Below are 24774 nucleotides of genomic sequence, written 5' to 3' on the forward strand. Positions count from 1 at the left end.
GGCAACCCGGGATCACACCGACGCCGCCTTGGGCGCCGGAGCGGCATGGACGCGGTCACGCCCGGCCTGCTTGGCGGCATACAGAGCGGCGTCAGCCGCCTGCACCACCTCGTCGCGGGAACGGCCGTGCCTGGGAAAATCGGCCACTCCCGCGCTGAACGTCACCGCGCGTGGGATGCCGGGGAAAGGATAGCTGGAAACGATCTGGCGCAGCTTGTCGGCTGCGGCGAGCGCATGTTCGCCGCTGGTTTCGGGCAGCAGCAGCGCGAATTCTTCGCCGCCGAATCGGCAGAGCACGTCCGGCTTGCGCAGGTGCTGCTCGAAGAGCCGCGAGATCTGCTTGAGCACCTCATCGCCGAGCAGGTGGCCGAATTCGTCGTTGATGCGCTTGAAGTGGTCGATGTCCATCATGATCACCGACAGAGCCAGCTCGTAGCGGTTGGCGCGCTCGATCTCCTGCATGACGCGCAACTCGAAGAACCGCCGATTGAAGATGCCTGTGAGTCCGTCGAGATAGGCCATCTGGCGCACGCGCTCGAAATAGTGAGCGTTCTGGATGGCGGTGGCGCACATGTCGGCCACCGACTCGAGTGTCTGCGCGTCCTCGGCGCGAAAGGCCCCCGCGCTGGAACTGTCGAGCACCAGCACGCCCAGGGTCTCTCCGAAGGCGATGAGCGGGATGCACATCTCGGAGGCGCTCTCCTTCAGGCCGACGACGTAGCCGATCACGGCGGAAAGATCGTTCTCGACCACGGTTTTGCCCGTCATCAGAGCACGGCCGGAGAGGCCGGCGCCCGGAGGCAGGGCGGTGCCGATGGGCATCACGGACGTGAGCTGGCCCGAGTGCGCGCGCAGAGCCAGCTTGCCTTCCTCCTTGAGGAGGATGGAGACATGGTCGACATCGAACGACTGCACGATCACCTGGCAGACCTTCTCCATCAGTTCGTTCAGCTCGAGTACGGCGGTGGATTGGCGCGCGATCGCGTTGATCGCCTCCAACTGGGTGGCGCGGCGCTGCTCCAGCGTGTAAAGCTCGGCATTCTGAAGGGCGATGGAAGCCTGGGTGGAGAAGAGCGTGAGCAGGTCGATGGTCTCGCTGTCAAAGGCGTCTGGCTTGTTGCTCTGGCAATCGAGGACTCCGACGACTTCTTCGCGGACCATAAGCGGGATGGCCAGCTCGGACCGGGTGCTCGGATTGCCGACGACATAGCGCGGGTCCTTGCTGACATCCGGCGCGTAGATGGGCCGCTTCAGCTTGCCGGCGCAACCGATCAGGCCCTTGCCCAGCGGCAGGCGCACCAGCTTGTGGGCAGCGTCCCAATCCACCTGGGCGCGGACGTAGAACTCCTGGCTCCTTTTGTCGAGCAGCAGGATCGCGCTGTTCTGGAGATGGAAATAATCGCGCAGGATGCTCAGGATCTGGGAAAGGACCTCGTCCAGATCGAAGGTCGAGAGCACGGCCTGGCTGGCGTCGTAAAGAATGGCAATCTTTTGCATGAATGATGCGGAAGCCGAGGTACCTGGGAACGGAGGGATTCTACAGCGGAAGTATTGTGGATGAGTACATTCCTTTAGTACCCGCTCCCTACCCGGGCTGATCTACCCTTCGTGAACGCCGCCAGCGATTTCCTGAAATTCCGCAGGTCCGATGGGAGAGTAACAAGAGGTGGTAGTGTTGTTCGCTGCGAGAGGGCGCGCCACGGCGCGACTTGAGACTCGAAAACGGAAACTGCTTCTTCATGCTGGAACTCACGACCCCGGTCCAGTACGTAAAGGGTGTCGGCCCTCGCATCGCGGAGGCGCTGGCGGCAAAGGGCATCTCGACCGTCGAGGACCTTTTGTACTACCTTCCGTTCCGCTACGAGGACCGGTTGAACCCGCGTGGCATCGCGGAGCTTCGGCCGGGAGAGATGGCCACCGTCATCGCCGAGGTCCGCACCTTCGGCCTGTTCTATGCGCGCAACGCGCGCTTCTGGATCGCGCAGCTTACGGCCGGCCAAGGGCGCGACACCCTCACCTGCATGTGGTTCCGGGCCGACTACCTGCGCGACCGCTTCCAACCCGGGCAACTGGTGGCGCTCTACGGAAAGGTCGAGCAGAAGAAACGCGGCCGCGGAATGCAGATCACGCAGCCGCAGTTCGAGATCATCGGCGAGCCGCCCGGACCGGGCGAGGAGCCGGACCCGGAAGAACTGGCGGCGCAGTCGCTGGAAGTCGGGCGCATCGTTCCGATCTATGAGGCGGCGGGCAAGCTAACGACGCGCTGGTTCCGGCGCGTCATTCACGGTGCGCTGGAGAGCCTCTCGCCGGAATTGCCGGACGGCCTGCCGGGCGCGATCGTCGAGCGGCATGGGCTGTCTCCTCGGAGGCAGGCGTTCTGGGGAGTGCACTTCCCCGAGGCCGGTGCGGCGTTCAACGATCTCCAGAATGCGCGCACGCCGGCACACCGCCGGCTGATCTATGAGGAGCTGTTCTTCCTCGAGGTCGGACTGGAACTGAAGCGCCGCCGCTTGCGGGCCCAGCCGGGCATCTCGTTCCAGCTGAACGAGCGGGTCCGCGAGGCCATCAAGAAGATCCTCCCCTTTCACCCGACCAATGCACAGAAGAAGGTGCTGCGCGAGATCGCGGAGGACATGGCGCGTCCCTCGCCCATGCGGCGTCTGCTGCAAGGCGACGTGGGATCGGGGAAGACCATCGTAGGGTTGCAGGCGGCGATCATCGCCATCGAGAACGGCTACCAGGCGGCGCTGATGGCGCCCACCGAGATCCTGGCGGCGCAGCATTACCTCTCGGCGCGGCAGGTGCTGGAGAACGCGGGGTACCGCATCGTCCTGCTCAGCGGCTCGATGGAGGACGAGCGCAAGCGCGACACCCGCCGGCACATCGCTCGTGGCGACGTGCAACTGGTGATCGGGACGCACGCCCTCATCCAGGAGAAGGTGGAGTTCGCCAAGCTTGGGCTGGTGATCGTGGACGAGCAGCACCGGTTCGGCGTGATGCAGCGCTTCAAGCTGATGAAGAAGACCAGCGAGCTCGATCCGGACGTGCTGGTCATGACCGCAACGCCCATCCCACGGACGCTCGCGCTCACCCTCTACGGTGATCTCGACGTAAGCGTACTCGATGAGCTGCCGCCGGGGCGCACGCCGATCGCAACCCGCCGCGTCCCCGACGAGCGCGCACCCGAGGTCTGGGACTTCGTGCGCAAGCAGGTCGCAAAGGGCCAGCAGGCGTTCGTGGTCTATCCCGTGATCGAGGAGACCAAGCAGGATGAGCCCGCGCTGGTGCTCCAGCCCGACCTGCTCGAAGTGAAGCCGGCCGCCGAGCTGAAAGCGGCGGTGAAAATGTACGACGAGCTGCGCAAGAAGGTATTCCCTGACCTGCGGGTCGGCCTGCTGCACGGGCGGCTCGGCCCCGACGAGAAAGAATCCGTCATGCGCCGATTCCAGCACGGCGAGATCGACGTCCTGGTCTCGACCACCGTGATCGAGGTGGGTGTGGATGTGGCGAACGCGAGCGTCATGGTGGTGGAGCACGCGGAGCGTTTCGGACTGGCGCAGTTGCACCAGTTGCGCGGGCGCATCGGGCGCGGGGCCGCCAAGTCGTACTGCATCCTGATGACCGGGCCGAAGGTGTCGCCGGACGCCGAGCAGCGCCTCGACACCATGGTGCGAACCACCGACGGCTTCGAGATCGCCGAAGTGGACCTGGCGCTGCGCGGGCCGGGCGAACTGGCGGGCACCAAGCAGGCGGGCATGCCCGAATTCCGGGTCGCCAGCCTCATTCGCGACCGTGAACTGCTCGAGCTCGCCAAGCGTGATGCCGCCGCCCTGGTCAGCGGCACCGACGCGCAGATCTCCCCCGAGGACAAGGCCCGCGCCCTGTCCCACCTGAAGGCCCACTGGCAGAGGCGCTACGGCCTGGTCGAGGTGGGTTAAACTAGCGCACGCGTGAAAGCTCCCAGCAAGGCTGAACTCTACCGCAAGCTGCCCGCGGTGGATGAGGTGCTAAAGCTCGAAACCGTTGCTGCGCTCCTCGAGCGCGAAGGACGACCGGCGGTCACCGAGGCGGCGCGCTCCGTTCTGGCCACACTGCGCCAGGAGATCTCTGGCGGACAGCTCGACGCGCACGCCGTCGCGCTGGCGGTGAGCGGGATCGCGGAGGCCGTCGAACGCCAGCTGCGACAGTCGCTGCAACATTCGCTGCGGCCGGTCATCAACGCCACCGGCGTGGTGCTGCACACCAACCTGGGACGCGCTCCGCTGGCGCGCGCGGCCATCCAGCGCATCGGGCACATTGCAGCCACCTACTCCAACCTGGAATTCGACATCGAGGCCGGACACCGCGGCAAGCGTGATGTCCACGTGGACCGGCTTTTTGCGCGCCTGCTGAACGTCGAGGAGCTGCACGATATCTCCAGCATCGTGGTCAACAACAACGCCGCCGCGGTGTTGCTGGCGCTGAACACGCTGGCCGAAGGAGGCGAGGTCGTGGTCTCGCGCGGCGAACTGGTCGAGATCGGCGGCTCGTTCCGCATCCCGGACGTCATGTCGAAATCCGGCGGCGTGCTGCGCGAGGTGGGCACCACCAACCGCACGCGCCTCGCCGACTACGAGAAGGCGATCAACGAGAAGACTCGCCTGCTGCTGCGCGTGCACCGCTCGAATTTCCAGATCGTCGGTTTCACCGAGCAGCCCAAGCTCGAAGAGCTGGTCGTGCTGGCCCGCAAGCACAGTCTCAAGGTGCTGGAAGACCTGGGCAGCGGCGCGCTCTTCGACCTGCGCTCCGTCGGCGTGAGCGGCGAGCCGGTGGTGACCGACAGCCTGCGCGCCGGGGTGGACGTCGTGACCTACAGCGGAGACAAGCTGCTGGGCGGGCCGCAGGCCGGCATCCTGAGCGGCAAGAAAGAGGTCATCGCCGAGATCCGCTCCAACCCGATGTTTCGCGCTCTGCGCGTGGATAAGCTCACCTATGCGGCGCTGGAGGCCACCCTGATGGCCTACATCCGCCAGGACCACGACAGCATCCCGGCGCTGCGCATGATGCGATTGACGCGCGAAGAGGTGGGCCGGCGAGCGGAAAAGATGTCCGCCGAACTGGGCGCGCGCGTCCCCAAACTGTGGATCGCGATGGTGCAGGGAGCGTCGGTGCTGGGCGGAGGCTCAGCGCCCGGCGCAGCGCTGCCCACCATCCTGCTCGCCATCTCGCGGCACGGCCTGAGTGCTGACGAACTCGCCGCCCGGCTGCGCGCGAACGATCCCGCCATCATCGCACGCGTGGAGGATGGCCGCGTGCTGCTGGACCTGCGAACGGTCTTTCCCGAGCAGGACGCCGAGGTCTGCGACGCCCTGGTCCGCATCTGTCAGTAGTTGGCCACCGTTTACACTATCGGGCATTCGACGCGCACGCTGGACGAACTCGTCGCGGCGTTGCAGGCCCACGGCATTCGTACGTTGGTGGACATCCGTTCGTTTCCCGCCTCGCGGCGCATGCCGTGGTTCGCGCGCGAATCACTGGAGAAGGCGCTGCCGGAGGCAGGGATCGCGTACGTCTGGGAGAAATGCCTGGGCGGACGTCGTGGCAAGCAGAAGATCGAGTCGCCGAATGCCGGCCTGCGCGATCAGTCCTTCCGTAACTACGCCGACTACATGCTCACCGCCGAGTTCCATCGCGCCGCCGCCGATGTGGTCACGATGGCCGAGCAGAGGCCCACGGCAGTGATGTGCGCCGAGCGCATGTTCTTCCAGTGCCACCGCATGCTGGTCTCCGACTACCTCGGCCTACACGGCCACGAGGTGCGGCACATCGTGGACACCGGGCCGGCAAAGCCCCACCGCATCACGCCCGAGGCCAAGCTCGTCGAAGACCGCGTCATCTACCCTGGACTCTTCTGAGCAGCACACCTGACCCGATGACCCGATTCTCGCTGTGTTACCTTTATCCGTTTCGCATGATCGTCGGCACCGGAATCGATATCGTCGAAGTCGCGCGCGTGGCCGAAGCCATCGAGCGCTTCGGCGACCGTTTTCTGCGGCGGATCTACACTCCCAGCGAGATCCAGTACTGCCGATCGAAGCGCAATGCCGCGGAACGGTTTGCGGCGCGGTTCGCGGCCAAGGAGGCGGCACTGAAGGCGATCGGCACCGGGTGGAAAAACGGCATCGCCTGGACGGAGGTGGAGGTCCGGCGGGAGCCGGGCGGGCGCCCGACCATCCGGTTCAGCGGTAAGGCTGCCGGGTTTGCCGCGCAGCTTGGGATGAAACGCGCCTCGCTTTCCTTGTCGCACACCGCCCAACTCGCGATCGCCAAGGTCATCCTCGAGGACTGACCCCGCCGAATGAGTGAACCTGCCATCCTCGCCGTCTCCGAAACAAACACCGCGTCCCCCGTTCGCGGTCGCTTGCTGGCCGGCATAGCGCTGGTCAGCCTGGCCAGCCTGCTGCTGGAGCTGGCACTGACCCGGCTGTTCTCGGTCATCCTGTTCTATCACTTCGCGTTCCTGGCGATCTCCATCGCGCTGCTGGGGCTGGGCGCAGGCGGGGTGTTCGCTTTCGTGCGACGCGACTGGCTGGCGCGCTGGAGCACGCGTTCGCTGGGCGCGGGAGCGTGCGCCATCAATGCCATCCTGATCGTGGTGGTGCTGGAGATCGTCCTGCACGTGCCGGTGGCACTCGACCTGACGAAGGCGAATTTCTTCCGGCTCACGGTGCTGTACCTGGCGGCGTCGGCCCCGTTTTTCCTGACCGGTCTGCTGTTCTCGGTGGTGTTCGCGCGCGAGACCGGCATGATCACCCGGCTGTACGGCGCCGACCTGGCGGGCGGCGCGAGCGCGTGCCTGCTGGCGGTTCCGCTGCTGAACTGGATCGGTGGCCCAAACGCGGTCGTGTTCGCGGCCCTCAGCATGGCGGCCGCTAGTCTGGTCTGGGCGGAGACGACGCGCGCACGGCGCCTGGGCACCACCCTGACGCTGGTGCTGGTGCTGCTGATCGCGGCCAACTACCGCGGGCGGCTCATCGACATCGTCTATGCCAAGGGCGAGCGCCGCGACAAGCCGTGGATGCTCTGGGCTCGCTGGAACGCCATCTCGCGCGTCGAGGTGGACCAGGTCGGGCAGTCGAAATACATCGTGATCGACGCCGACGCCTCCACCGCCATCATGAACGTTGACCCGAATCGCTGGGCGGAGACGCAGGCTCCGGCGCAGGGCGCCGACCATGTCGGCGGCCAGGAGCGCGACGAGGAGTCCGGCGAGGGCTACAACTGGAAGGACGATCTGATGTCTGCAGTGCCGGCCATCGCCAACGTGCTGCGGCCCCACGGCGATTACGCCATCATCGGGCCAGGCGGCGGCGTGGACGTGCTGCGCGCAGTGGCCAACGGCAGCCCCAGCGTGACCGCGATCGAGATCAACCCGCTCATCGCCGACGACATCATGCGCGGCAGCTACGCCGACTACTCGTATCACCTCTACGAGTTGCCGCAGGTGCACATGCACGTGGGCGACGGGCGTTCGTGGATCCGGGCCAGCACGGACAAGTACGACGTCATCGAGATGACGCTGGTGGACACCTGGGCTTCCACTGCTGCCGGCGCTTTCGCGCTCAGCGAAAATAACCTCTATACCCTCGAAGCGTTTCGCGAATATTTCGACCACCTGAAGCCCAATGGCTTCATCGCCATCACGCGCTGGGAGTTCGCCAAGCCCCGGGAGGCGCTGCGCGTAGTGGCGCAGGCGACGGAGGCGCTGCACCGCATGGGCATCGCGTCGCCGGCGCAGCACTTTGTGATCGTGTCCGATGGGCCCCTGGATACGGATGGACGCCCAGTGGCCGTGCTGGCCAAGAAATCGCCGTTCACCAACGACGAGATCGGCGCCGTGCGCGCGCACCTGGAAGCATTCCCGCGCCTGCGGCCACTCTATGTACCAGAATCCGAGACCGCGATCCTGGCCGACGACACGCCCGGAACCATCGAATTCATCAAGCTGATCCTGAAAAACGATCCCAGCGAATTCGCGCGCGAGTATCCCTACCAGATCGCGCCTGTGGGCGACGACGCGCCCTTCTTTTTCTTCACCTTCAAGAGCGGCCAGGCGCTGAAAAGCGTCCTCGAAGGATCTGGCGCCGGCATGGACTGGAAGAACAACCTTGGCATCGTCGTGCTGGGGATGCTGCTCGTGATCGCGCTGTCCGCGGTCCTCGCCTTCCTGGTGCTTCCCCTGGCGCTCTACTCGCGGGCGCGCCGCGTGGGGTTTCTGCCGCTGCTGTACTTCATCACGGTGGGGCTGGGGTACATCATGGTCGAGATCACACTGATCCAGCGTTTCGTGCTCTTCCTCGGCCATCCCACGTACGCCCTTACCGTGGTGGTGTTCCTGATGCTGCTGTCGAGCGGGGTGGGCAGCGTGATGTCGCGGCGCTGGCTGGTGCGGGCCACCGACGTACGCATCGTGTTAGCCCTGATCGTCGCCGGCACCTTGAGCTACCTCTACCTGCTCCCTCGGGTGCTGGCCTCGCTGGTCGGGCTGGCGTTCGGGATCAAGCTGCTCATAAGCGCGGCCCTAATCGTCCCGCTCGGCTTCGCCATGGGCATGCCCTTCCCCACCGGCCTGCGCAGCCTGGCCGCGCGGTCCGCTGAGGTGGAAGGCGCGGTAGAGTGGGCGTGGGCGATGAACGCGGCATCCAGCGTGCTCGGCTCTGTGCTGGCGATGGTGATCGCGATCCATTTTGGGCTTGGCGCCACGCTGGTGTTCGGTGCGGGAGCGTACTTCCTCGCCGCCGTCCTGAGCGCCTCCTGGCGGGCCGCACGGAGTTACTGACGCGCGCCAGCCGTTCTGTTATGATGCGGCGCTCTATACTCAATCCAGTCCTGGGTTCTCCCGCAGTTTTCGTGTGCCGGGACGCAATGATGGGGGAGAGGTGCCGAGCCAACAGCAGGTAAGGTGGTCGCAGCTTCGTGTCGGGATCACGGTCATCGTTTCCACGCTCATCCTGGCCGTGCTCATCTTCCTGATGACCGGCGAGGTCGGCCTGTTCACCTCCAAGATCCGCGTCCGAGCCTACTTCGAGAACGCCGAGGGCCTCCGCGTCGGCGCCCCCGTCCGTCTGGAAGGCGTGGATATCGGCAACGTGACCGCCATGCGCGTGGTGAACCGGCCGCTAACCCCGGTCGAGGTCACCATGAAGATCAGCACGCGGTACAAGAGCGAACTCCACAAGGATTCGCAGGCCGTGCTGACCACTGCCGGCGTCCTGGGTGAGACCTTTGTGGATATCAGCAGCAAGAGCGCCCACGGCCCGCCAGCCGTGAATAACGACGAACTCCCCACTCAGACCCGGCCCGACATTCAGGACATGGTTCGCGCCAGCCAGGGCACGTTGCAGAACATCGACGTGCTCATCAAGCGCCTGGACCGTATCGTGAGCACGATCGAGAGCGGACAGGGATCGGTGGGCAAGCTCATCAATGACCCCGACCTCTACAACCGCCTCAACGAGACGCTGGGCGAGATGCAGAAGATCGCCAACCAGATCAGCGGAGGCAAGGGTAGCATCGGAAAACTCATCAACAACGACGAGCTTTACGACAAGCTCAAGGCCTCCATCGACAAGGTCGACCGGATGGTCGACCAGATCGACAAAGGCCAGGGCACGATCGGGAAGCTGATCAAAGACCCTAGCCTTTATAACGAGGCCCACTCGACCATCGCCAAAGCCAACCAGCTGATGGCCGATATCAACGCCGGCAAGGGGGCGTTAGGCAAGTTCACGCACGACGAAGAGTTCGCTCACAAGCTGGACGATACGATCTCCAAGCTGAATTCGCTGCTGGCGCGCATGGACGCCGGCGAAGGCAGCGTGGGCAAACTGTTCCGTGACCCCTCACTCTACGCCAACGCCGACCAGATGCTTTTGGAGACGCGCAAGCTGGTGCAGGCCATTCGTGAGGACCCCAAGAAATACCTGACCATCCGCTTCCGGGTCTTCTAACCGGATTCGACATCCAAGAGCCGGGGCTTCCGCCCCGGCTTTTTCCGCTCACTTTGCGAGCCATTCCGCGTCCAACAAAAGGGCCGAGGTGTGTCGTTTTGCGCCCGGCCGTCACCCCATTTAGACTGCTTTGTTCACCATCAAAGACGAGAGAGGTAATCATGCGGCAATGGAAGCTCATGGCACTGTTCTTACTCGCGAGCAGCTTCTGCTCCGCGCAGGCTCCGAAGGAAACCCAATCACCCGCAATCGCGGCCAGGCCCCACTCCTTCGACCTCGAGGCCATCGACAAGACGGCTGATCCCTGCGGCGACTTCTACCAGTACGCCTGCGGTAACTGGATGAAGAAGAATCCGATCCCTCCGGAATATCCTTCCTGGGGCAGTTTCAGCGTGCTGCGTGACCGCAACCAGGAGATCCTCCACGAGATCCTGGAGAAGGCTGCGGCCCCCGACCCGAAACGCAGCACAGCGGAGCAGAAGATCGGCGACTTCTACTCCTCCTGCATGGATGAAAAGGCCGTGGATGGCGCCGGGGTCGCGCCCATCGATCCCGAGATGCAACGCATTGCCGCCATGAAGTCGAAGCATGATGTCGCCGCCGAACTCGCCCGCATCCACCTCTCGGATGCCAACACGTTCGCATCCGCGCTGTTCAGCTTCAGCTCCACTATCGATTTCAAGGATGCTCGCCAGCAGATCGCCGAGCTCGACCAGGCTGGGATCTCGCTTCCCGATCGCGACTACTACCTCAAGGAGGACCAGAAGTCGAAGGACATACGGGAAAAGTACGTAACGCACGTGCAGAGGATCTTCGAGCTCCTGGGCGACAAGCCGGAAACGGCGGCGGCCGAGGCGAAGACGGTCATGGAACTGGAGACCACGATGGCCAAGGCCTCCCTGGACCGCACCGCGCGCCGCGATCCCGACAAGGTCTGGCACCCCATGTCCAAGGCGGAAATGATGGCGCTTGCCCCGTCCTTTGACTGGAATGCCTACTTCGCCTTCATCGATCCGCCCCCCTTCGACCGCGTAAACGTCGCCAACCCCGAATTCGTCAAGGCGGTGGGCGCACTATTGCAGTCCGAAAGCCTCGACGGCTGGAAGGTCTACCTTCGGTGGAAACTGGCGAACCAGATGGCAAGGTATCTCTCCGCGGACTTCGTCAATGAGGATTTCAACTTCAATAGCAAGGTGCTGCGGGGAACGGAAAAGAACCTGACGCGCTGGAAGCGCTGCGTCGAATACACCGACCGCAACCTCGGCGAGGCGCTCGGCCAGCCGTACGTGGACCGCACATTCGGCGCCGAAGGCAAGGCCCGCACCGTCAAGATGGTGGAGGCCATCGAACGCGCGATGGACAAGGACCTTCAAGGTCTCGACTGGATGACCGAGGCCACGAAGAAGCGGGCCTTCGAGAAGCTCCAGGGCATCACCAACAAGATCGGCTATCCTGATCACTGGCGCGATTACTCCAAGTTCGACGTCAAGCGCGGGGATTTCGCGGGCAACCTGGTACGCGGGGCTGCATTCGAGCAGCGGCGCCAATTGAACAAGATCGGCAAGCCCGTAGACAAGAAAGAATGGGGCATGTCACCGCCGACCGTAAACGCCTATTACAGCTCGCAACACAACGACATCAACTTCCCCGCCGGCATCCTCCAGCCGCCCTTCTATGACAACAACATCGACGATGCAGTGAACTTTGGCGCCATGGGCCTGGTGGTCGGGCACGAGTTGACCCACGGCTTCGACGACCAGGGCCGCAAGTTCGACGGCGACGGAAATCTGAACGACTGGTGGACTCCCGAGGACGCCAAGGCCTTCGAGCAGCGTGCCAGCTGCATCGTGGACGAGTACAACAGCTTTGTGTCCATCGATGACCTGCATCTCAAAGGCAAGCTGACGCTAGGCGAGAACACCGCCGATAACGGCGGCGCGCGCCTGGCCTTCATGGCGCTGATGGACCTCCTCGGTGGGAAGGAGCCGCCCAAGATCGACGGCTACACACCGGCGCAGCGCTTCTTCATCGGCTACGGCCAGGTGTGGTGCCAGAACGTCCGGCCGGAATACGCGCGCATGCTGGTCACCGTGGACCCGCACTCCCCCGGTCGTTTCCGCGTCAACGGTGTGGTCCAAAACATGCCGGAATTCCAGAAGGCTTACGGCTGCAAGGCGAGCCAGCCCATGGTGCGCGCCAACGCCTGCCGGGTCTGGTAGCATCTGCTATATGCGGGACCGCAGGAAAAAACATCGAGGCCAGCAGGACCGGCGCAAGCAGCCGCGGGGACATGATGTCCTGAGCAAAATCGAGGACACGACCTACCACGTCATGCGGCAGCACGGCCGCGAACATACTCACAAGGATCCTCACGGCCGCCGCGGCTAAAGCTGACCGACAAGCAAAAAGGCCTGGCGCAAGCCAGGCCTTCGTTCTTGCCGCCGAATTCAGCTAGACCGCCGCCGATTCCGACTGCTCGTGCGCGTGGTAGCTCGATCGTACCAGCGGGCCCGATTCGACGTGGCGGAAGCCCATCTTCATAGCCTCGTCGCGCAGCATGAGGAACTCGTCGGGCGTGTAGAAACGGGCAATCGGCAGGTGGTCTTTCGAAGGTCTCAGGTACTGCCCGACGGTCAGAATGTCCACGTCCTGCTCGGCCAGCAGGCGAAACGTCTCCAACAGTTCATCCACGCTCTCGCCCAGCCCGACCATGACGCCGGATTTCGACAAGCTGGTGGACGAGAACCTCTTCACGTTGGCCAGCAGGCGAAGCGAGCGCCGGAAATTCGCCCCTGAGCGCACCGAGCGATAGAGACGAGGTACGGTCTCGGTGTTGTGATTGAGGATCTCGGGACGGGCATCGAGGACGATCTGAAGCGCCTCGTCGATGCCCTGGAAATCGGGGATCAGCACTTCGATGCGGCAGCCGGGCGCCTGGCGGCGGATCTCGCGGATGGTCTCGGCAAATACTTTCGCGCCGCCGATATTGTCATCGTCGCGGTTCACACTGGTGACGACCGCATGCTTCAGGTTGAGCCGGGCCACGGCTTCGGCGACCCGCCGCGGCTCGTCCCAGTCGATGGGGCCGGGCTTGCCCTTGGGCACGGCGCAGAAGCCGCAGCGCCGCGTGCAGATGTCGCCCAGCAGCATGAAGGTGGCCGTGCGGTGGTTCCAGCATTCGCCGATGTTGGGGCATTGCGCCGACTCGCAGACGGTGTGCAGGCCAAGCTTCCGCGCCAGCGATTTCAGGTTGCGATAGTTCTCTCCCAGCGGCGCGGGCGCCTTGATCCACTCCGGCTTCGGCGTGCGCCTGGGCGGCACGGGCTGGATCTGCACGAGTTCGACAGGCGATGCCATGGAAAAGCTCTATTGTACGATGCCAGGTCCTTGAATCCAGATTCAACTGCTCAGAGCGTGTGCAGGTACGCGAGGAGATCCTGCAGCTCTTTTTCGCTGAGCTGATTGCGGAACGCCGGCATCATGGGACGTCCCAGCAGGATCACGTCTTTCATGCGATCGTCGTTGGCCGGCGTGCCGCTGGGCATGTACGGCTTCCTGAATGTCCCTTTCAGCGATGGCCCATTCTTCCCCGAACCAGAATAGGCCGCGTGGCAGAGCAAACAGTGCGTGTCATAGACGCGCCGCCCGGCCGCCTGCTGGGGGCCGAGCTCGGCATCGGTCTTTGGTCTCTGGTTGGAGCACGCGGCCAGCGCCGCGCACCCAAGCAGGGCGCCGAACAGCCGCAGGATTTTCCCTTGCGTCCTCAAACGCTCTATTATGGATACCCGGCAGGAATTCGCCAACCTCCCATGAAGGTAACCATCAAGCGCGCCTATGAGAAGCCCTCGGTCTCCGACGGCGTGCGCGTGCTGGTGGACCGGCTGTGGCCACGCGGCGTGAGCAAGAGCGCGGCCCGCATCGACTCATGGCTGCGCGATCTGGCCCCATCGAACGCACTGCGCCGCTGGTACCACGCCAGACCCACCCAATGGCTCGTCTTCCGTAAGCGCTATTTGCAGGAGCTGGCGTCGCCGGTGGCGACCCGTGCGCTCGAGGAACTGCACCACCTCGCGGCAACATCGAAAACGCTGACCCTCGTCTTCGCCTCCAGGAATGAACAACACAATAACGCGGCGGTGTTGCGCGACCTGCTGCAAGGGATGCGCAAGCCTCCGTCGAGTTCGGGCCCTGCGCGAGCTGCCGCCAGCGGGCGGATCCGCCGCGCAGCCCGGCGCCGCTGAACATGGTCCTGCGACCCCTCCTCACTCCGGCCCCCCGTGATGGGGTGATTCCCGCATGGGACGCAGTAGAGCCGGTCCAGAAACACCCTTACTCGGAGTGCTGGCTCATTGCGCAACCCGACCACGCCGCGCTGGCCGGCGACATCGCCGCCCACCTGGCCCCGCGCGTCTTCCCCGGTCTCGACAGCGACGTGCTGAAGGGGATCACGCTGCATGATGAAGGCTGGGGCCCCTTCGATACGCGGGCGGCGGAAGGCCGGCAGCCGCCCCGCTCTTTCATCGACGAGGCCCCCGGCACTTTCGTCGAAGCGTGGACCGCATCCGTCGACCGCTGCCAGGAAGTGGCGCCGATCGCCGCCGTGATCGTCAGTAAGCACTTCTGCCGGCTGGCGCAGTTCCGGACTGGCGAGAACAAAGATACCGCCGAGAACATGCGCCTGCTGCGCGGATTCCTGATCGCCGAGGACCGCCGCCAGCGCGAGCTGCTTCCCGGCTGCCGCTCTTATGACCCGGAATGCCTGACCGATGTCCTCCAGTTCTGCGACTTGCTATCGCTGTACTTGTGTTGCGGTGCTCAGGAGAACGTCACTTTCCCGCAAAGTTTCGCCGGCAGCAAGGTTCGATTGGAGCGCGTGCGGACACAGGATTCCGCCGCCATCTGCCGCTTCTCTCCCTCAATCCTCGACGGGATCAACGAGCTTGCCGTCTCCGCTCGAGGCTGGCCGGACGCACGCAACTCCCGGCAATTCCTCTTCGTGCTGGAGTAACCAGATGGCAGGTGACTTTCGGACATGTCCCGCGTCCAGTGAGCATGTGACTTTAGACCGAATCGGGCCCGTTTGGCGTTGATTGCGCCCGCGAAACCTGCTGAAATACGACTCAGTCATGGCGAGGAAACGCGCGTCCATTCTGCACAGCGATCTCCAGGATTACCTTGCCACGCTGGCCAACGGCTCGGCGGAGAAGGACTCCGTGCGCCAGGCCAACCTTCTGTTCTCCTTCGCAGAACTGAAGTTCCGGATGGGCGGAGGCGGCAAGTGCGGAGTCTGCCGCGCGCATGTGCGCCACGTGCTGCCCGCGGAGGTGGAGCACGAGGACGGCACTCTGGTGAAATTCGCCTGCCTGTGCACACGCTGTCTGGTCGCGGAGAAGGCATCGGCCCGGCGCGTGACCCTGAAGATCGGAAATGCCTCCGTGCACTACACGCGTCCCTCGAAACTCAGCGTCTCCTCCGAGCCCGGCGACGTCCGCGAGTTCCGCGTGGCCAACAGCAAGTAGATTGACTCTTCTTTTCCGGGGAACGACCGCTACTTCCGGGCGGGACTGTCTTCCACGACGGCGAGCACGATGCGGTCGATGAGTTCCTGCGTCCGCTTGGTCGGCAGCTTCTGATTGTTGGAGAAGATGGAGAACGCTACACGTTCTCCCGAGAGAGTGGTGGCATAGCCGGCGATCGAGGTCACGTGCGTGAGGGTCCCGGTCTTCCCGTGCACCCGCCCCTGTGCGGGAGTGCCTTTCAGGCGGTCGATCAGGGAGCCATCGGTTCCCGCCACCGGCAGCGTGTTCTCGTAGGCAGCGCCCCAGGGCTGGTTGCCGACATACTTGAGCAGCTTGACCACCGAGGCCGGGGTCACAAGGTTCAGGCGCGACATGCCCGAGCCGTCGTAGAGTGCGTACTCATCGCGCCCGATGCCGGCCTGGGTCAGGAAGCCGCGCTCGACCTCCAGGCCTCCTTCCACGGTGCCCGCAGTCCCCTTCTCGCGGCCTAGCAGCCGCAGCATGAGTTCCGCGTGCAGGTTCTGGCTGACTTTATTGATGACCGTCAGGTCTTCCATCAGCGGCTGCGATTCGTGAGCTCCGAGTACCAGCGGGTGGTTGCCGTTGGCGGCGCGCCCGCCGCCGGAGGCGAACGCCGTCACCGACAGCGTCTCCAGGTTGGCCAGCTCGGTGTGGCGGGTGCGCGTCTTGCCGTAGATGGCGATGCCCCGCTGCTCGAGCAGGCTTTGGAAGAGCTGCGCGGCGAAGTCCGCGGGATCCTCGATCGCCAGGCCCTCTCCTCCCCCGGGGTCATCCACCGGGATGTTGCCCCACAGCGTGAGCACGCGCGATCCGGGCTGCCGGCTGAAGACAAACTTGCGCGGCCCCGTTCCCTGCGGCGTGGTCAGGATGCGATTGTCGATCGTGTAGTAGTTGGCGAAGGGGTCGACGCTGACGAACGCTTTCTCGCCCGGGCGGTCCGCCGGCAGGATGCTGACGAACATCACGTTGTCGTTGACGGCCAGCGCCGAGACCGGAGCCCCGACCTCCCATACCAGGTCGTCCTGCGACCAGCCTGCGCCGTAGCGCTCGAAGGCGAAATAGGAATCGTCGGCGACAACGTCGCCGTCAATGTACTTCACGCCCTTCTTCTCCAGCTGGTCGGCCAGGTCGACGAGCACGCGGATGGGCGGCAGCTTGCGCTCGGTGCGCAGGTTGTAGGGGAGCGTGCGGCCGGAGAGATTCGGGTCGCCGCGGCCCACCAGTACCAGGTCGCCGGTAAGGCGGCCATACTTGTCCACCATGCCGGAGGTCTCGACCGTGGTGCGGAACCGGTAGTCGGGGCCGATCATGGCCAGAGCCGCGGAAGTGGTGAACAGCTTGGTGATCGAGGCAGGCGTGAAGAGCTTGTCCGCGTTCAGTCCGTACAGGGTTTTGCCCGTCGAGAGCGAAACCACCTGGATGCCCCAGAAGCCGCGTGCCGCATCGGGTTCGGCCAGAATGGCGTCGATGCGGGAAGCCAGCGGCTTGCCGCGCGCCAGCGCAGCCTGGGCCGCCAGGACGATCAGTAAGAGCGAAATGATGCGGGCCGCGCGATTCATCCGATACCTGGGATTGTACATCGGTTCCTGCCGGCGCGAACGACGACCGTCCGAGGGTGACGCGCGACATTGCGCGCGCCTGCGCCCAGGTATAAACTTCGGCCCGCATGAAGACCGGCGGCAACAATTCGCGGCCGGGCACCCCGGAATCCGGTCCTGTCCTGTACGTCGTCGCCACCCCCATCGGCAACCTCGAAGACATCACCCTGCGCGCGCTGCGGGTCCTGAAGGAAGTGGACCTGATCGCCTGCGAGGATACGCGCCAGACGAAAAAACTGCTGGACCACTACGGGATCGAGAGGCCCACCGTCAGCTACCACGAGCACAACGAGATGACGCGCGCCGCCGAACTGATCGTAAACGCGGAGCAGGGCGCCAGAATCGCGCTTGTCTCCGACGCCGGCATGCCTGGCATTTCCGATCCCGGACATCGCCTCATCAGTCTTGCCATCCGCCATCACATCAAAGTGGTGCCGGTCCCCGGCGCGTCGGCGTTCGTCGCCGCGCTGGTGGCCAGCGGGCTGCCCACCGACTCCTTCCGCTTCACCGGCTTTCTGCCCCACAAGCGCGGCCAGCGCCGCGATGAGCTGGAAAGGATCAAGAACACGCCTCGCACCCAGATCTTCTACGAGGCGCCCCACCGCATCGTCGAGACCCTCGAGGATGTGGTCGAAGTCCTGGGCGGCTCCCGCCACGTGGTCATCGCGCGCGAGGTCACCAAGATCTACGAGGAGTTCCTGCGTGGGCGCGCAGACGAGGTGCTGGACCGGCTCCGCTCCCGCGGGGAGGTGAAAGGCGAGATCACTCTGCTCATCGACCGCGCCCCTGAGGTCCTCGCCGAAGCCCCGTCCAAGAAGAAAAGCGTCGGCTTGCGCCTGAAGGAAGTCATGTCGGAGCACAAGCTGGACGAGAAGTCGGCGCTCAAGGTCGTCGCAAAAGAGATGGGCGTCTCCAAGAGCGAGGCCTACCGCGAGCTGCAACGGAGCCGCCGCTAGTCCCTTCATCCCCTCTGGTAACATCGTCCCCCATGAGCAATCGCGAAAAGGTTTGCGTCCGTTCACTAAGGAGCTGACATGCAGATCGTGGCCGGCATTCTCGTGGGTATTGCAGTGGGAATTTTTTCCGGGCTGGTCGGGATCGGAGGCGGCGTGGTGCTGGTGCCGATCCTCGTCTACGGCTTTGCCATGTCGCAGCAACAGGCGCAGGGGACGACGCTTGCCCTCCTGCTCCCGCCCACCGGCCTGCTGGCCTTCTGGCAGTACTACAAGGCCGGCCACGCCGACCTGAAACTGGGACTCCTGCTGGCGCTGGGCATATTCATCGGAGGCTACTTCGGCGGCGCCTGGGCGCAGCATATCCCCACTGGCGTGCTGCGCAAGATCTTCGCGGTTGTGATCGCGGCAACTGCCGCGAAGATGTTCTTCGAGAAATAAAGACCACCCATTTCATCGCAAAGAACGCTTAGAGACTCAGCTTCTTGTCGAGCAGTTCGTTGACCAGCGCGGGGTTGGCCTGTCCTTTCGACGCCTTCATCACCTGGCCGACGAAGAAGCCCTTCACCGTGGTCTTGCCGGCGCGGTACTGCTCCAGCTGCTTGGGATTGGCGGCGATGACCTCGTCGATCATTCTCTCGATCGCGGTGGTGTCGGTGATCTGCTGCGGCTTTTCCTTTTCGTAGATCGTGGGAAAGTCCACGTTATGCTCGAAGGCCTTGTCGTAGAGGTCCTTGAGCATCTTGCTGGAGATGGTGCCCGCTTCCGCGAGGTCGGCCGACATGGCGACGCCCTTCATGGTGATGGGCGACTTCTCGATCTCGAGCCCTTTCGCCTTCAGCCGTCCCATGAGTTCGCTTTGCACCAGGTTGGCGACGCGCTTTGGATTCCTGGCCGCCTTGGCTGCCTCCTCGAACTGGTCGGCAAGCGAGCGGGAGATGGTCAGCACTCCCGCGTCGTAGTCGGTGATGCCGTACTGGGCGACGAAGCGCTTGCGCCGGGCGTCGGGCAGCTCGGGCAGCGACCCGCGGATCTTTTTCTGCCAAGCTGCGTCCACCACCAGCGGCAGCAGGTCGGGTTCGGGGAAGTAGCGGTAGTCGTGCGCCTCTTCCTTGGAGCGCATGCCGTAGGTCTTGCCTTCGGCGGAGTTGAACAGGCGCGTCTCCTGCGTGATCTTGCCGCCCGACTCGATCACCTCGACGTGGCGCGCGATCTCGTACGCCAGCGCCTGCCGGATGAAGCGGAACGAGTTGACGTTCTTGACCTCGGTCTTGGTGCCGAATTCCTTTTGTCCTTTTGGCCGGACGCTCACGTTGGCGTCGCAGCGCAGCGAGCCCTCCTCCATGTTGCAGTCGCTGACGCCGGTGAACAGGATGATCTCCTTCAGCAGCGTGAGGTACTCGTAGGCTTCGTCGGGGGAGGAGATGTCGGGCTCGCTGACGATCTCGATCAGCGGCACGCCGGAGCGGTTCAGGTCGATGGAGGTGCGCTCGGCGGAGTCGGGCAGGCCATCGTGCAGGCTCTTGCCCGCGTCCTCTTCCAGGTGCAGGCGCGTGATGCCGATCTTCTTGGCGCCTCCGTTGGTGTTGATCTCAATCCAGCCGTGCTCGGCCAGCGGCTTGTCGTACTGCGAGATCTGGTAGCCCTTGGGCAGGTCAGGATAAAAGTAGTTCTTGCGCGCGAAGATGGAGGTTTCGCGGACTTGGCAGTTGAGCGCCATGGCCGCGAGCACGGCGAACTCGACCGCCTGCTGGTTGAGCACTGGCAGCGCGCCAGGAAGTCCGAGGCAGACCGGGCAGACGTTGGTGTTCGGCGGATCTCCGAATCGGGTCGCGCACCCGCAGAAGATCTTCGACTTGGTCAGGAGCTGGACGTGGACTTCCAGGCCGATGACCGGCTCGTACTTCGAGCGCACGTCGACGCCGGCGCCGGAGATGGTGACCATGACCCGCGATTATATCGGGTCACCGGGAAGCCGGGTCATTTGCCGAACTCCGCTCCGCTCCTGTAAAATCTATGTTTTGGCACTCAAGTTCTAAGGTTTTCTGGAGAAGTCATGCCACGAGTCTGTGATGTCTGCGGCAAGGGGCCGCAGTTCGGCAACAACATCAGCCACGCCCACAATGTGACCAAGCGGCGCTGGAACGTCAACCTGCGCCCGGTGCGCGCGCGGGTGAACAACACTACCAAGCGCCTGCGCGTGTGCACCTCCTGCCTGCGCAGCGGCAAGGTCGTCAAGGCGTAACTTCCGCAAAAGACAGGCCTCCCTTTGGGGAGGTCTTTGTGTGTGCAAGCTACTCGCCCGGCTTGCGAAAGATCTTCTCGTCGAGCGGCGGGTTCCAGTGGATATCCTGGGCGGTGACCGTGAGGTCCGGCGCGACGGTGTCGCCGCTGGTCTGCCGTCCTCGTCTCCAGGTCTTGATCCCGCCATAGTCCTGCCATTCAAGGTAATAGAAGGTCAGCGTGTGGTCGCCGTCGACGATCTCATGTTTGATGGGCAATCCCGTGTTCTTGTCCAGGTAGAAAGTCACTGGGACACCGCCGGTGGGCAGGAGCTTGATCACGAAGGCGTCTGGTTCTTCCCCAACCCATTCGACGGAGCCGGGCTGGCGTTCGGGGAAGAACTGCGAATAACTGCCCAGGTAGGAGCGGGTGATGGCAGAGGCCAGGAAGTCACCGTCGAGGTCCTGCAGCGCTCCGTCCCGCACCGCCCAGCCGCTGCGGCCGTCGCAGACGGTGATGAATTCGTGATCGCCCAGCAAGACCGTGGTCTTGTACTCTCCGCGGGCGGTCTGCCAGTTCTCCAGCGTGCCGATCTGCCCGGCGTTCACGATGACAGCCTTCACGTACATCGTTTTCACGGCGCGCAGCTTGTCCTTGCCGCCCAGCGCCGTGAGCCAGCGGTCCAGAACGTAATGGGTACGGACGGGATGCTCTTCGAACGCGCTGGAAGCGACGGCCAGCAAGAGTGCTAGTGCGCAGCCGAATTGGCGAGTCAGCCGCGGCATCACTGGGTTGCGATCACGTCGATCTCGACCAGAACGTCCTTGGGAAGGCGCGCCACTTCGACCGTCGAGCGCGCGGGGAACGGCGGCTTGAAGTGACGGCCGTACACCTCGTTCATGGCGGCGAAATCGCCCATGTTCTTCAAGAAGACAGTGGTCTTCAGGACCTTGTCCATACCGCTGCCGGCCGCGGCCAGCACGCCGGCCAAGTTCTTCAGTACGCGTTCGGTCTGCGCCGCGACGTCGCCGGCGACCACCTGTCCTGAGGCCGGATCGAGCGCCACCTGGCCGGAACAGAAGACTAGGCCGTTGGCCTTGATGGCCTGCGAATAAGGGCCGATGGCCTGAGGAGCATCTTTGGTCGCGATTGGTTCGCGCATAGAGTTTCTCCGTCGAGCTATTAGCGATTAGCGTCTAGCCAGCATACCTCTGGGATGGCTAAGTGCTAATCGCTGATAGCTAGACCTTCTGCACGCGCTGGACGTCGCGCACCCCGGCCACCTTGCGAATGCCGGTGGTGATCTGGTCCAGGTGCTTCAGGTCCTGGATCTCGACGACGATGTCGATGGTGGCGTGGGTATCTTCGGTGCGCGCCTCGATGTTGCGGATGTTGGTGTTGGCGTCGGAGATGATGCCGGTGATCTGCTTGAGCATCCCGGCGCGGTTGTCGCAGAAGACGGTGAGCTTGACGGGGTAAGTGCCGGGGGCCCCGGTCTTGCCTTCGCGGGCCCATTCGACCGCGATGCGACGATCCACTTCGTACATGAGATTGGTGACGTTGGGGCAATCCCGAGAATGCACCGCGACTCCCTTGCCGCGGGTGACGTAGCCGACGATCTCCTCGCCGCGGATGGGGTTGCAACAGCGCGCACGATAGACGAGCAGGTCGTCGTGCCCGGTGACCTTGAGGGCGCCGCCGTCGCCGCCGAAGACGCGGCGGACCACGCTGGTGACGCCGCTGGGCTCTTCCGCCTCCGCATCGGCCGTGGTGGGCGCGAGGCGTCCCAACACCTTGCGGGACGAGAATTTACCGTAGCCGATGCCGGCCAGCAGGTCGTCGGCGCGCCCGACCCCGTACTCCTGCGCAACCTGCTGGTACACCTTGTCGTCGATGTCCTTGAGGGAGACGCGGTACTTGCGCGCCTCTTTCTCGATCAGCTTGCGGCCGATCTCGATGGCACGCTCGCGTTGGTGGACGTTCATCCAGTGGCGGATCTTGTTGCGCGCGCGCGAGGCCTTCACGAAGCCGAGCCAGTCGCGGCTGGGGTGGTGGCCCGGCTGGGTCATGATCTCGACAATGTCGCCGTTGCGCAGCTTGTAGCGCAACGGCACGATGCGGCCGTTCACCTTGGCGCCCACGCAGGTGTGTCCGACCTCGGTGTGGATGGTATAGGCGAAGTCCACGCAGGTGGCGTCGCGCGGCAGGATAACGACCTTCCCTTTCGGCGTGAAGGTGTACACCTCTTCCGGGTAGAGGTCGATCTTGAGGGTGTTGAGGAACTCGTTGGGGTCGCTGACGTCGCGCTGCCACTCGACCACCTGGCGAAGCCACGCCAGGCGCTGCTCGTCCTTGGCCGAGACGGGCGAGCCGTCCTTGTACTTCCAGTGGGCGGCGATGCCCTCCTCGGCCATCTTGTGCATGTCTTCGGTGCGGATCTGCACCTCGAAAGGCGTGCCGTTCTCGGCGATGACCGTGGTGTGCAGCGACTGGTACAGGTTCGGCCGGGGCATGGCAATGAAGTCCTTGATCCGCCCCGGCACCGGCCGCCAGAGATTGTGGATGGTGCCCAGCGTGGCGTAGCAGTCCTGCACCGACTTGGTGATGACGCGGACGGCGAGCAGATCGTAGACCTGGTCGACGGTGATGTGCTGGCGATGCAGTTTCTGCTGGATGCTGTAGATGCGCTTGATGCGGCTCTCGACCTTGGCGTCGATGCCGTGCTCCTTGATCTTCTCGCGGACCACCCCTCCGATCTGTTCCAGGAACTGCTCGCCCTTCTTGCGGCGCGCCTCGATGGCGTCGTGGATGTTCTTGTACCCGATGGGATCGACGTACTGGAAGGCGAGGTCCTCGAGTTCGCCGCGGATCTTGCCCATGCCCAGGCGATGGGCAAGGGGGGCATAGATCTCCAGCGTCTCCTTGGCGATGGCGTGCTGGCGGTCGGACGGAAGCGCCGCCAGAGTGCGCATATTGTGCAGGCGGTCGGCGAGCTTGATGAGGACGACGCGGATATCGTCCACCATGGCCAGCACCATCTTGCGGACGTTTTCCGCCTGGCGTTCCTCCTTGCTGGCAAAATCGAGCTTGCTGATCTTGGTGACGCCCTCGACGATGTGCGCCACCTGGTCGCCGAATTCGCGCTCGATGTCCTCGATGGTCACCGAGGTGTCTTCGACCGCGTCGTGCAGGAGGCCGGCGGCGATGGCGCTTGGGTCCAGCTTCATCTCCGCGAGCAAAATGGCCACTTCGAGCGGGTGGATCAGGTAAGGCTCGCCCGTGGCCCGGGTCTGCCCGGTGTGATGGCGCAGTGAGTAGTCATAGGCCTTGCGGATGATGTCCAGATCGTCGTTGGGGCGGTTCGCGCGCACCTTCTTCAGAAGGTCGCGGAACTTAGTGACCGTCAGGACGTTGGTCGCGATCTGGTGGCGAAGCGTCGCCATACTTGATTATATCCGGGAATCCAAGCAGCGTCGGCGATGGCTCGGAGCACGAGGTATCCCCAGAGTACTCGATAGGCGGGCTTCCGGCGGGATCCAGCATTGCTTCTGCATAGAGCAAGGAGTACAACTCTCCCGCCATGCGCGTAGCTATCAGCGGGGCGTCGGGGTTCATCGGCTCAGCCGTGGTGCGGCGCCTGGAGGCAGACGGGCACCAAGTCGCGCGGCTCGTCCGGGGAACGGCCCGGCCGGGAGAGATCCACTGGATCCCCGCCGGCGCGCTCGACCCGCAGCCGCTCGAGGGCTTCGATGGGGTGGTGCACCTGGCGGCGGAGAACATCTCGGGCCGCTGGACGGCCACCAAGAAGGCCCGCATCCTCAATAGCCGCGTGCAGGGAACGCTCACCATCGCGGCCACGCTCGCCCGCTTGCAACAGAAACCCAAAGTGCTGGTCAGTGCGTCCGCGATCGGCTTCTACGGCCCGCGTGGCGAGGAGACACTGGATGAAACCAGCTCCTCGGGGTCCGATTTTCTTTCCGAGGTCGCCCAGCAATGGGAGTCCGCGACGGAAGCCGCCGCCCGGGCGGGGATCCGCGTGGTCCTGCTGCGTTTCGGGGTGGTGCTCGGCGAGAGCGGCGGGGCGCTGGCCAAAATGCTGCCGCCGTTCCGGATGGGTGTCGGGGGGCGCGTGGGGTCCGGCGAGCAGTGGATGAGCTGGGTGGCGCTCGACGACGCGGCCGGAGCAGTGGAGCACGCTCTCACCAACGAATCGCTGCGCGGCCCGGTGAACGTCGTGGCACCCAACCCCGTGCGCAATTCAGAATTCACCAAGCTTCTGGGCGAGGTGCTGCACCGTCCCGCGGTGCTTCCCATGCCGGTGTTCGCGGTGAAACTTGCCTTCGGCGAGATGGGGACCACGCTGCTCCTGGGCAGCCAGCGGGTGTTGCCGAAAAAACTAGAAGCGAGCGGATATCAGTTCAAATACCCGGAATTGAAGAGCACGCTGGAAGCTTCACTCGCCCGCTAAAGC

The 24774-nt window shown here is 64.2% G+C and carries 22 protein-coding genes; 14 read left to right on the top strand and 8 right to left on the bottom strand.

All coding sequences use genetic code 11. The features are described from left to right. Positions 1 to 12: 12 nt before the first annotated feature. On the bottom strand, positions 13 to 1497 hold the full coding sequence (locus LAN37_11490; GenBank protein ID MBZ5647830.1) for a sensor domain-containing diguanylate cyclase: 1485 nt from the start codon (positions 1495 to 1497) through the stop codon (positions 13 to 15). A gap of 242 nt (positions 1498 to 1739) precedes the next feature. On the opposite strand from LAN37_11490, the gene recG reads away from it, so the two are divergent. The 7 genes from recG to LAN37_11525 all read left to right on the top strand — a co-directional run bounded on the left by recG (position 1740) and on the right by LAN37_11525 (position 12208). Next, a complete protein-coding gene (gene recG, locus LAN37_11495) occupies positions 1740 to 3938 on the top strand; it encodes an ATP-dependent DNA helicase RecG (GenBank protein MBZ5647831.1) in 2199 nt (732 codons plus the stop codon). Positions 3939 to 3950: 12 nt separating this feature from the next. After that, the gene (gene selA / locus LAN37_11500; protein MBZ5647832.1) at positions 3951 to 5369 is read left to right on the top strand and encodes an L-seryl-tRNA(Sec) selenium transferase; all 1419 of its coding nucleotides are present in this window, start codon (positions 3951 to 3953) and stop codon (positions 5367 to 5369) included. Further along, positions 5370 to 5894: a DUF488 domain-containing protein gene (locus LAN37_11505; protein ID MBZ5647833.1), complete on the top strand. Its 525-nt coding sequence runs from the start codon at positions 5370 to 5372 to the stop codon at positions 5892 to 5894. A 56-nt stretch (positions 5895 to 5950) separates the two neighbouring features. Further along, positions 5951 to 6328 carry a holo-[acyl-carrier-protein] synthase gene (locus tag LAN37_11510; protein ID MBZ5647834.1) on the top strand — a complete coding sequence of 126 codons (378 nt, stop codon included), beginning with the start codon at positions 5951 to 5953 and terminating at the stop codon, positions 6326 to 6328. A 9-nt stretch (positions 6329 to 6337) separates the two neighbouring features. Next, positions 6338 to 8818 carry a hypothetical protein gene (locus LAN37_11515; protein ID MBZ5647835.1) on the top strand — a complete coding sequence of 827 codons (2481 nt, stop codon included), beginning with the start codon at positions 6338 to 6340 and terminating at the stop codon, positions 8816 to 8818. Between the two features lie 100 nt (positions 8819 to 8918). Next, positions 8919 to 9989 carry an MlaD family protein gene (locus LAN37_11520; protein MBZ5647836.1) on the top strand — a complete coding sequence of 357 codons (1071 nt, stop codon included), beginning with the start codon at positions 8919 to 8921 and terminating at the stop codon, positions 9987 to 9989. Between the two features lie 161 nt (positions 9990 to 10150). Further along, positions 10151 to 12208, top strand: a complete 2058-nt coding sequence (locus tag LAN37_11525; GenBank protein MBZ5647837.1) for a M13 family metallopeptidase — start codon at positions 10151 to 10153, stop codon at positions 12206 to 12208. 232 nt (positions 12209 to 12440) lie between these two features. On the opposite strand, the gene lipA is transcribed toward LAN37_11525, so the two are convergent. Together lipA and LAN37_11535 are read right to left on the bottom strand one after the other, a co-directional pair. After that, positions 12441 to 13346 carry a lipoyl synthase gene (gene lipA, locus LAN37_11530; GenBank protein ID MBZ5647838.1) on the bottom strand — a complete coding sequence of 302 codons (906 nt, stop codon included), beginning with the start codon at positions 13344 to 13346 and terminating at the stop codon, positions 12441 to 12443. 50 nt (positions 13347 to 13396) lie between these two features. Then, the gene (locus LAN37_11535) at positions 13397 to 13756 is read right to left on the bottom strand and encodes a cytochrome c (GenBank protein ID MBZ5647839.1); all 360 of its coding nucleotides are present in this window, start codon (positions 13754 to 13756) and stop codon (positions 13397 to 13399) included. A gap of 42 nt (positions 13757 to 13798) precedes the next feature. Between LAN37_11535 and LAN37_11540 the strand changes: the two genes are divergently transcribed. From LAN37_11540 to LAN37_11550, 3 genes are all read left to right on the top strand, one after another. After that, on the top strand, positions 13799 to 14230 hold the full coding sequence (locus LAN37_11540) for a DUF488 family protein (protein MBZ5647840.1): 432 nt from the start codon (positions 13799 to 13801) through the stop codon (positions 14228 to 14230). Positions 14231 to 14232: 2 nt separating this feature from the next. Beyond that, positions 14233 to 14997, top strand: a complete 765-nt coding sequence (locus LAN37_11545) for a DUF3891 family protein (GenBank protein ID MBZ5647841.1) — start codon at positions 14233 to 14235, stop codon at positions 14995 to 14997. A gap of 118 nt (positions 14998 to 15115) precedes the next feature. Next, positions 15116 to 15508, top strand: coding sequence for a hypothetical protein (locus LAN37_11550; protein MBZ5647842.1), 393 nt, complete (start codon positions 15116 to 15118; stop codon positions 15506 to 15508). Between the two features lie 29 nt (positions 15509 to 15537). On the opposite strand, the gene dacB is transcribed toward LAN37_11550, so the two are convergent. Continuing rightward, complete coding sequence (gene dacB, locus LAN37_11555; protein ID MBZ5647843.1) at positions 15538 to 17088, bottom strand: D-alanyl-D-alanine carboxypeptidase/D-alanyl-D-alanine-endopeptidase; 1551 nt, start codon at positions 17086 to 17088, stop codon at positions 15538 to 15540. A gap of 107 nt (positions 17089 to 17195) precedes the next feature. On the opposite strand from dacB, the gene rsmI reads away from it, so the two are divergent. Next, entirely contained in the window at positions 17196 to 18083 is an 888-nt protein-coding gene (rsmI, locus tag LAN37_11560) for a 16S rRNA (cytidine(1402)-2'-O)-methyltransferase (GenBank protein ID MBZ5647844.1), read from the top strand. A gap of 78 nt (positions 18084 to 18161) precedes the next feature. After that, complete coding sequence (locus LAN37_11565; GenBank protein MBZ5647845.1) at positions 18162 to 18521, top strand: TSUP family transporter; 360 nt, start codon at positions 18162 to 18164, stop codon at positions 18519 to 18521. Between the two features lie 28 nt (positions 18522 to 18549). Here the strand turns inward: LAN37_11565 and gatB are convergent, their stop codons facing one another. Then, positions 18550 to 20025 (bottom strand): Asp-tRNA(Asn)/Glu-tRNA(Gln) amidotransferase subunit GatB, encoded by a 1476-nt coding sequence (gene gatB / locus LAN37_11570; GenBank protein MBZ5647846.1) that lies wholly within the window; start codon positions 20023 to 20025, stop codon positions 18550 to 18552. A gap of 111 nt (positions 20026 to 20136) precedes the next feature. Between gatB and rpmB the strand changes: the two genes are divergently transcribed. Continuing rightward, positions 20137 to 20325 carry a 50S ribosomal protein L28 gene (gene rpmB / locus LAN37_11575; GenBank protein ID MBZ5647847.1) on the top strand — a complete coding sequence of 63 codons (189 nt, stop codon included), beginning with the start codon at positions 20137 to 20139 and terminating at the stop codon, positions 20323 to 20325. A 49-nt stretch (positions 20326 to 20374) separates the two neighbouring features. Here rpmB and LAN37_11580 read toward each other — a convergent pair whose 3' ends face one another. From LAN37_11580 to LAN37_11590, 3 genes are all read right to left on the bottom strand, one after another. Beyond that, positions 20375 to 21046: a hypothetical protein gene (locus LAN37_11580; GenBank protein ID MBZ5647848.1), complete on the bottom strand. Its 672-nt coding sequence runs from the start codon at positions 21044 to 21046 to the stop codon at positions 20375 to 20377. Positions 21047 to 21087: 41 nt separating this feature from the next. Further along, positions 21088 to 21465: a RidA family protein gene (locus tag LAN37_11585; GenBank protein MBZ5647849.1), complete on the bottom strand. Its 378-nt coding sequence runs from the start codon at positions 21463 to 21465 to the stop codon at positions 21088 to 21090. Positions 21466 to 21544: 79 nt separating this feature from the next. Then, positions 21545 to 23746, bottom strand: coding sequence for a bifunctional (p)ppGpp synthetase/guanosine-3',5'-bis(diphosphate) 3'-pyrophosphohydrolase (locus LAN37_11590; GenBank protein MBZ5647850.1), 2202 nt, complete (start codon positions 23744 to 23746; stop codon positions 21545 to 21547). Between the two features lie 137 nt (positions 23747 to 23883). Between LAN37_11590 and LAN37_11595 the strand changes: the two genes are divergently transcribed. Continuing rightward, complete coding sequence (locus LAN37_11595; protein MBZ5647851.1) at positions 23884 to 24771, top strand: TIGR01777 family oxidoreductase; 888 nt, start codon at positions 23884 to 23886, stop codon at positions 24769 to 24771. Positions 24772 to 24774 lie beyond the last annotated feature (3 nt).

The organism is Terriglobia bacterium (genome assembly GCA_020073495.1).
Classification (GTDB): domain Bacteria; phylum Acidobacteriota; class Terriglobia; order Terriglobales; family Acidobacteriaceae; genus JAIQFD01.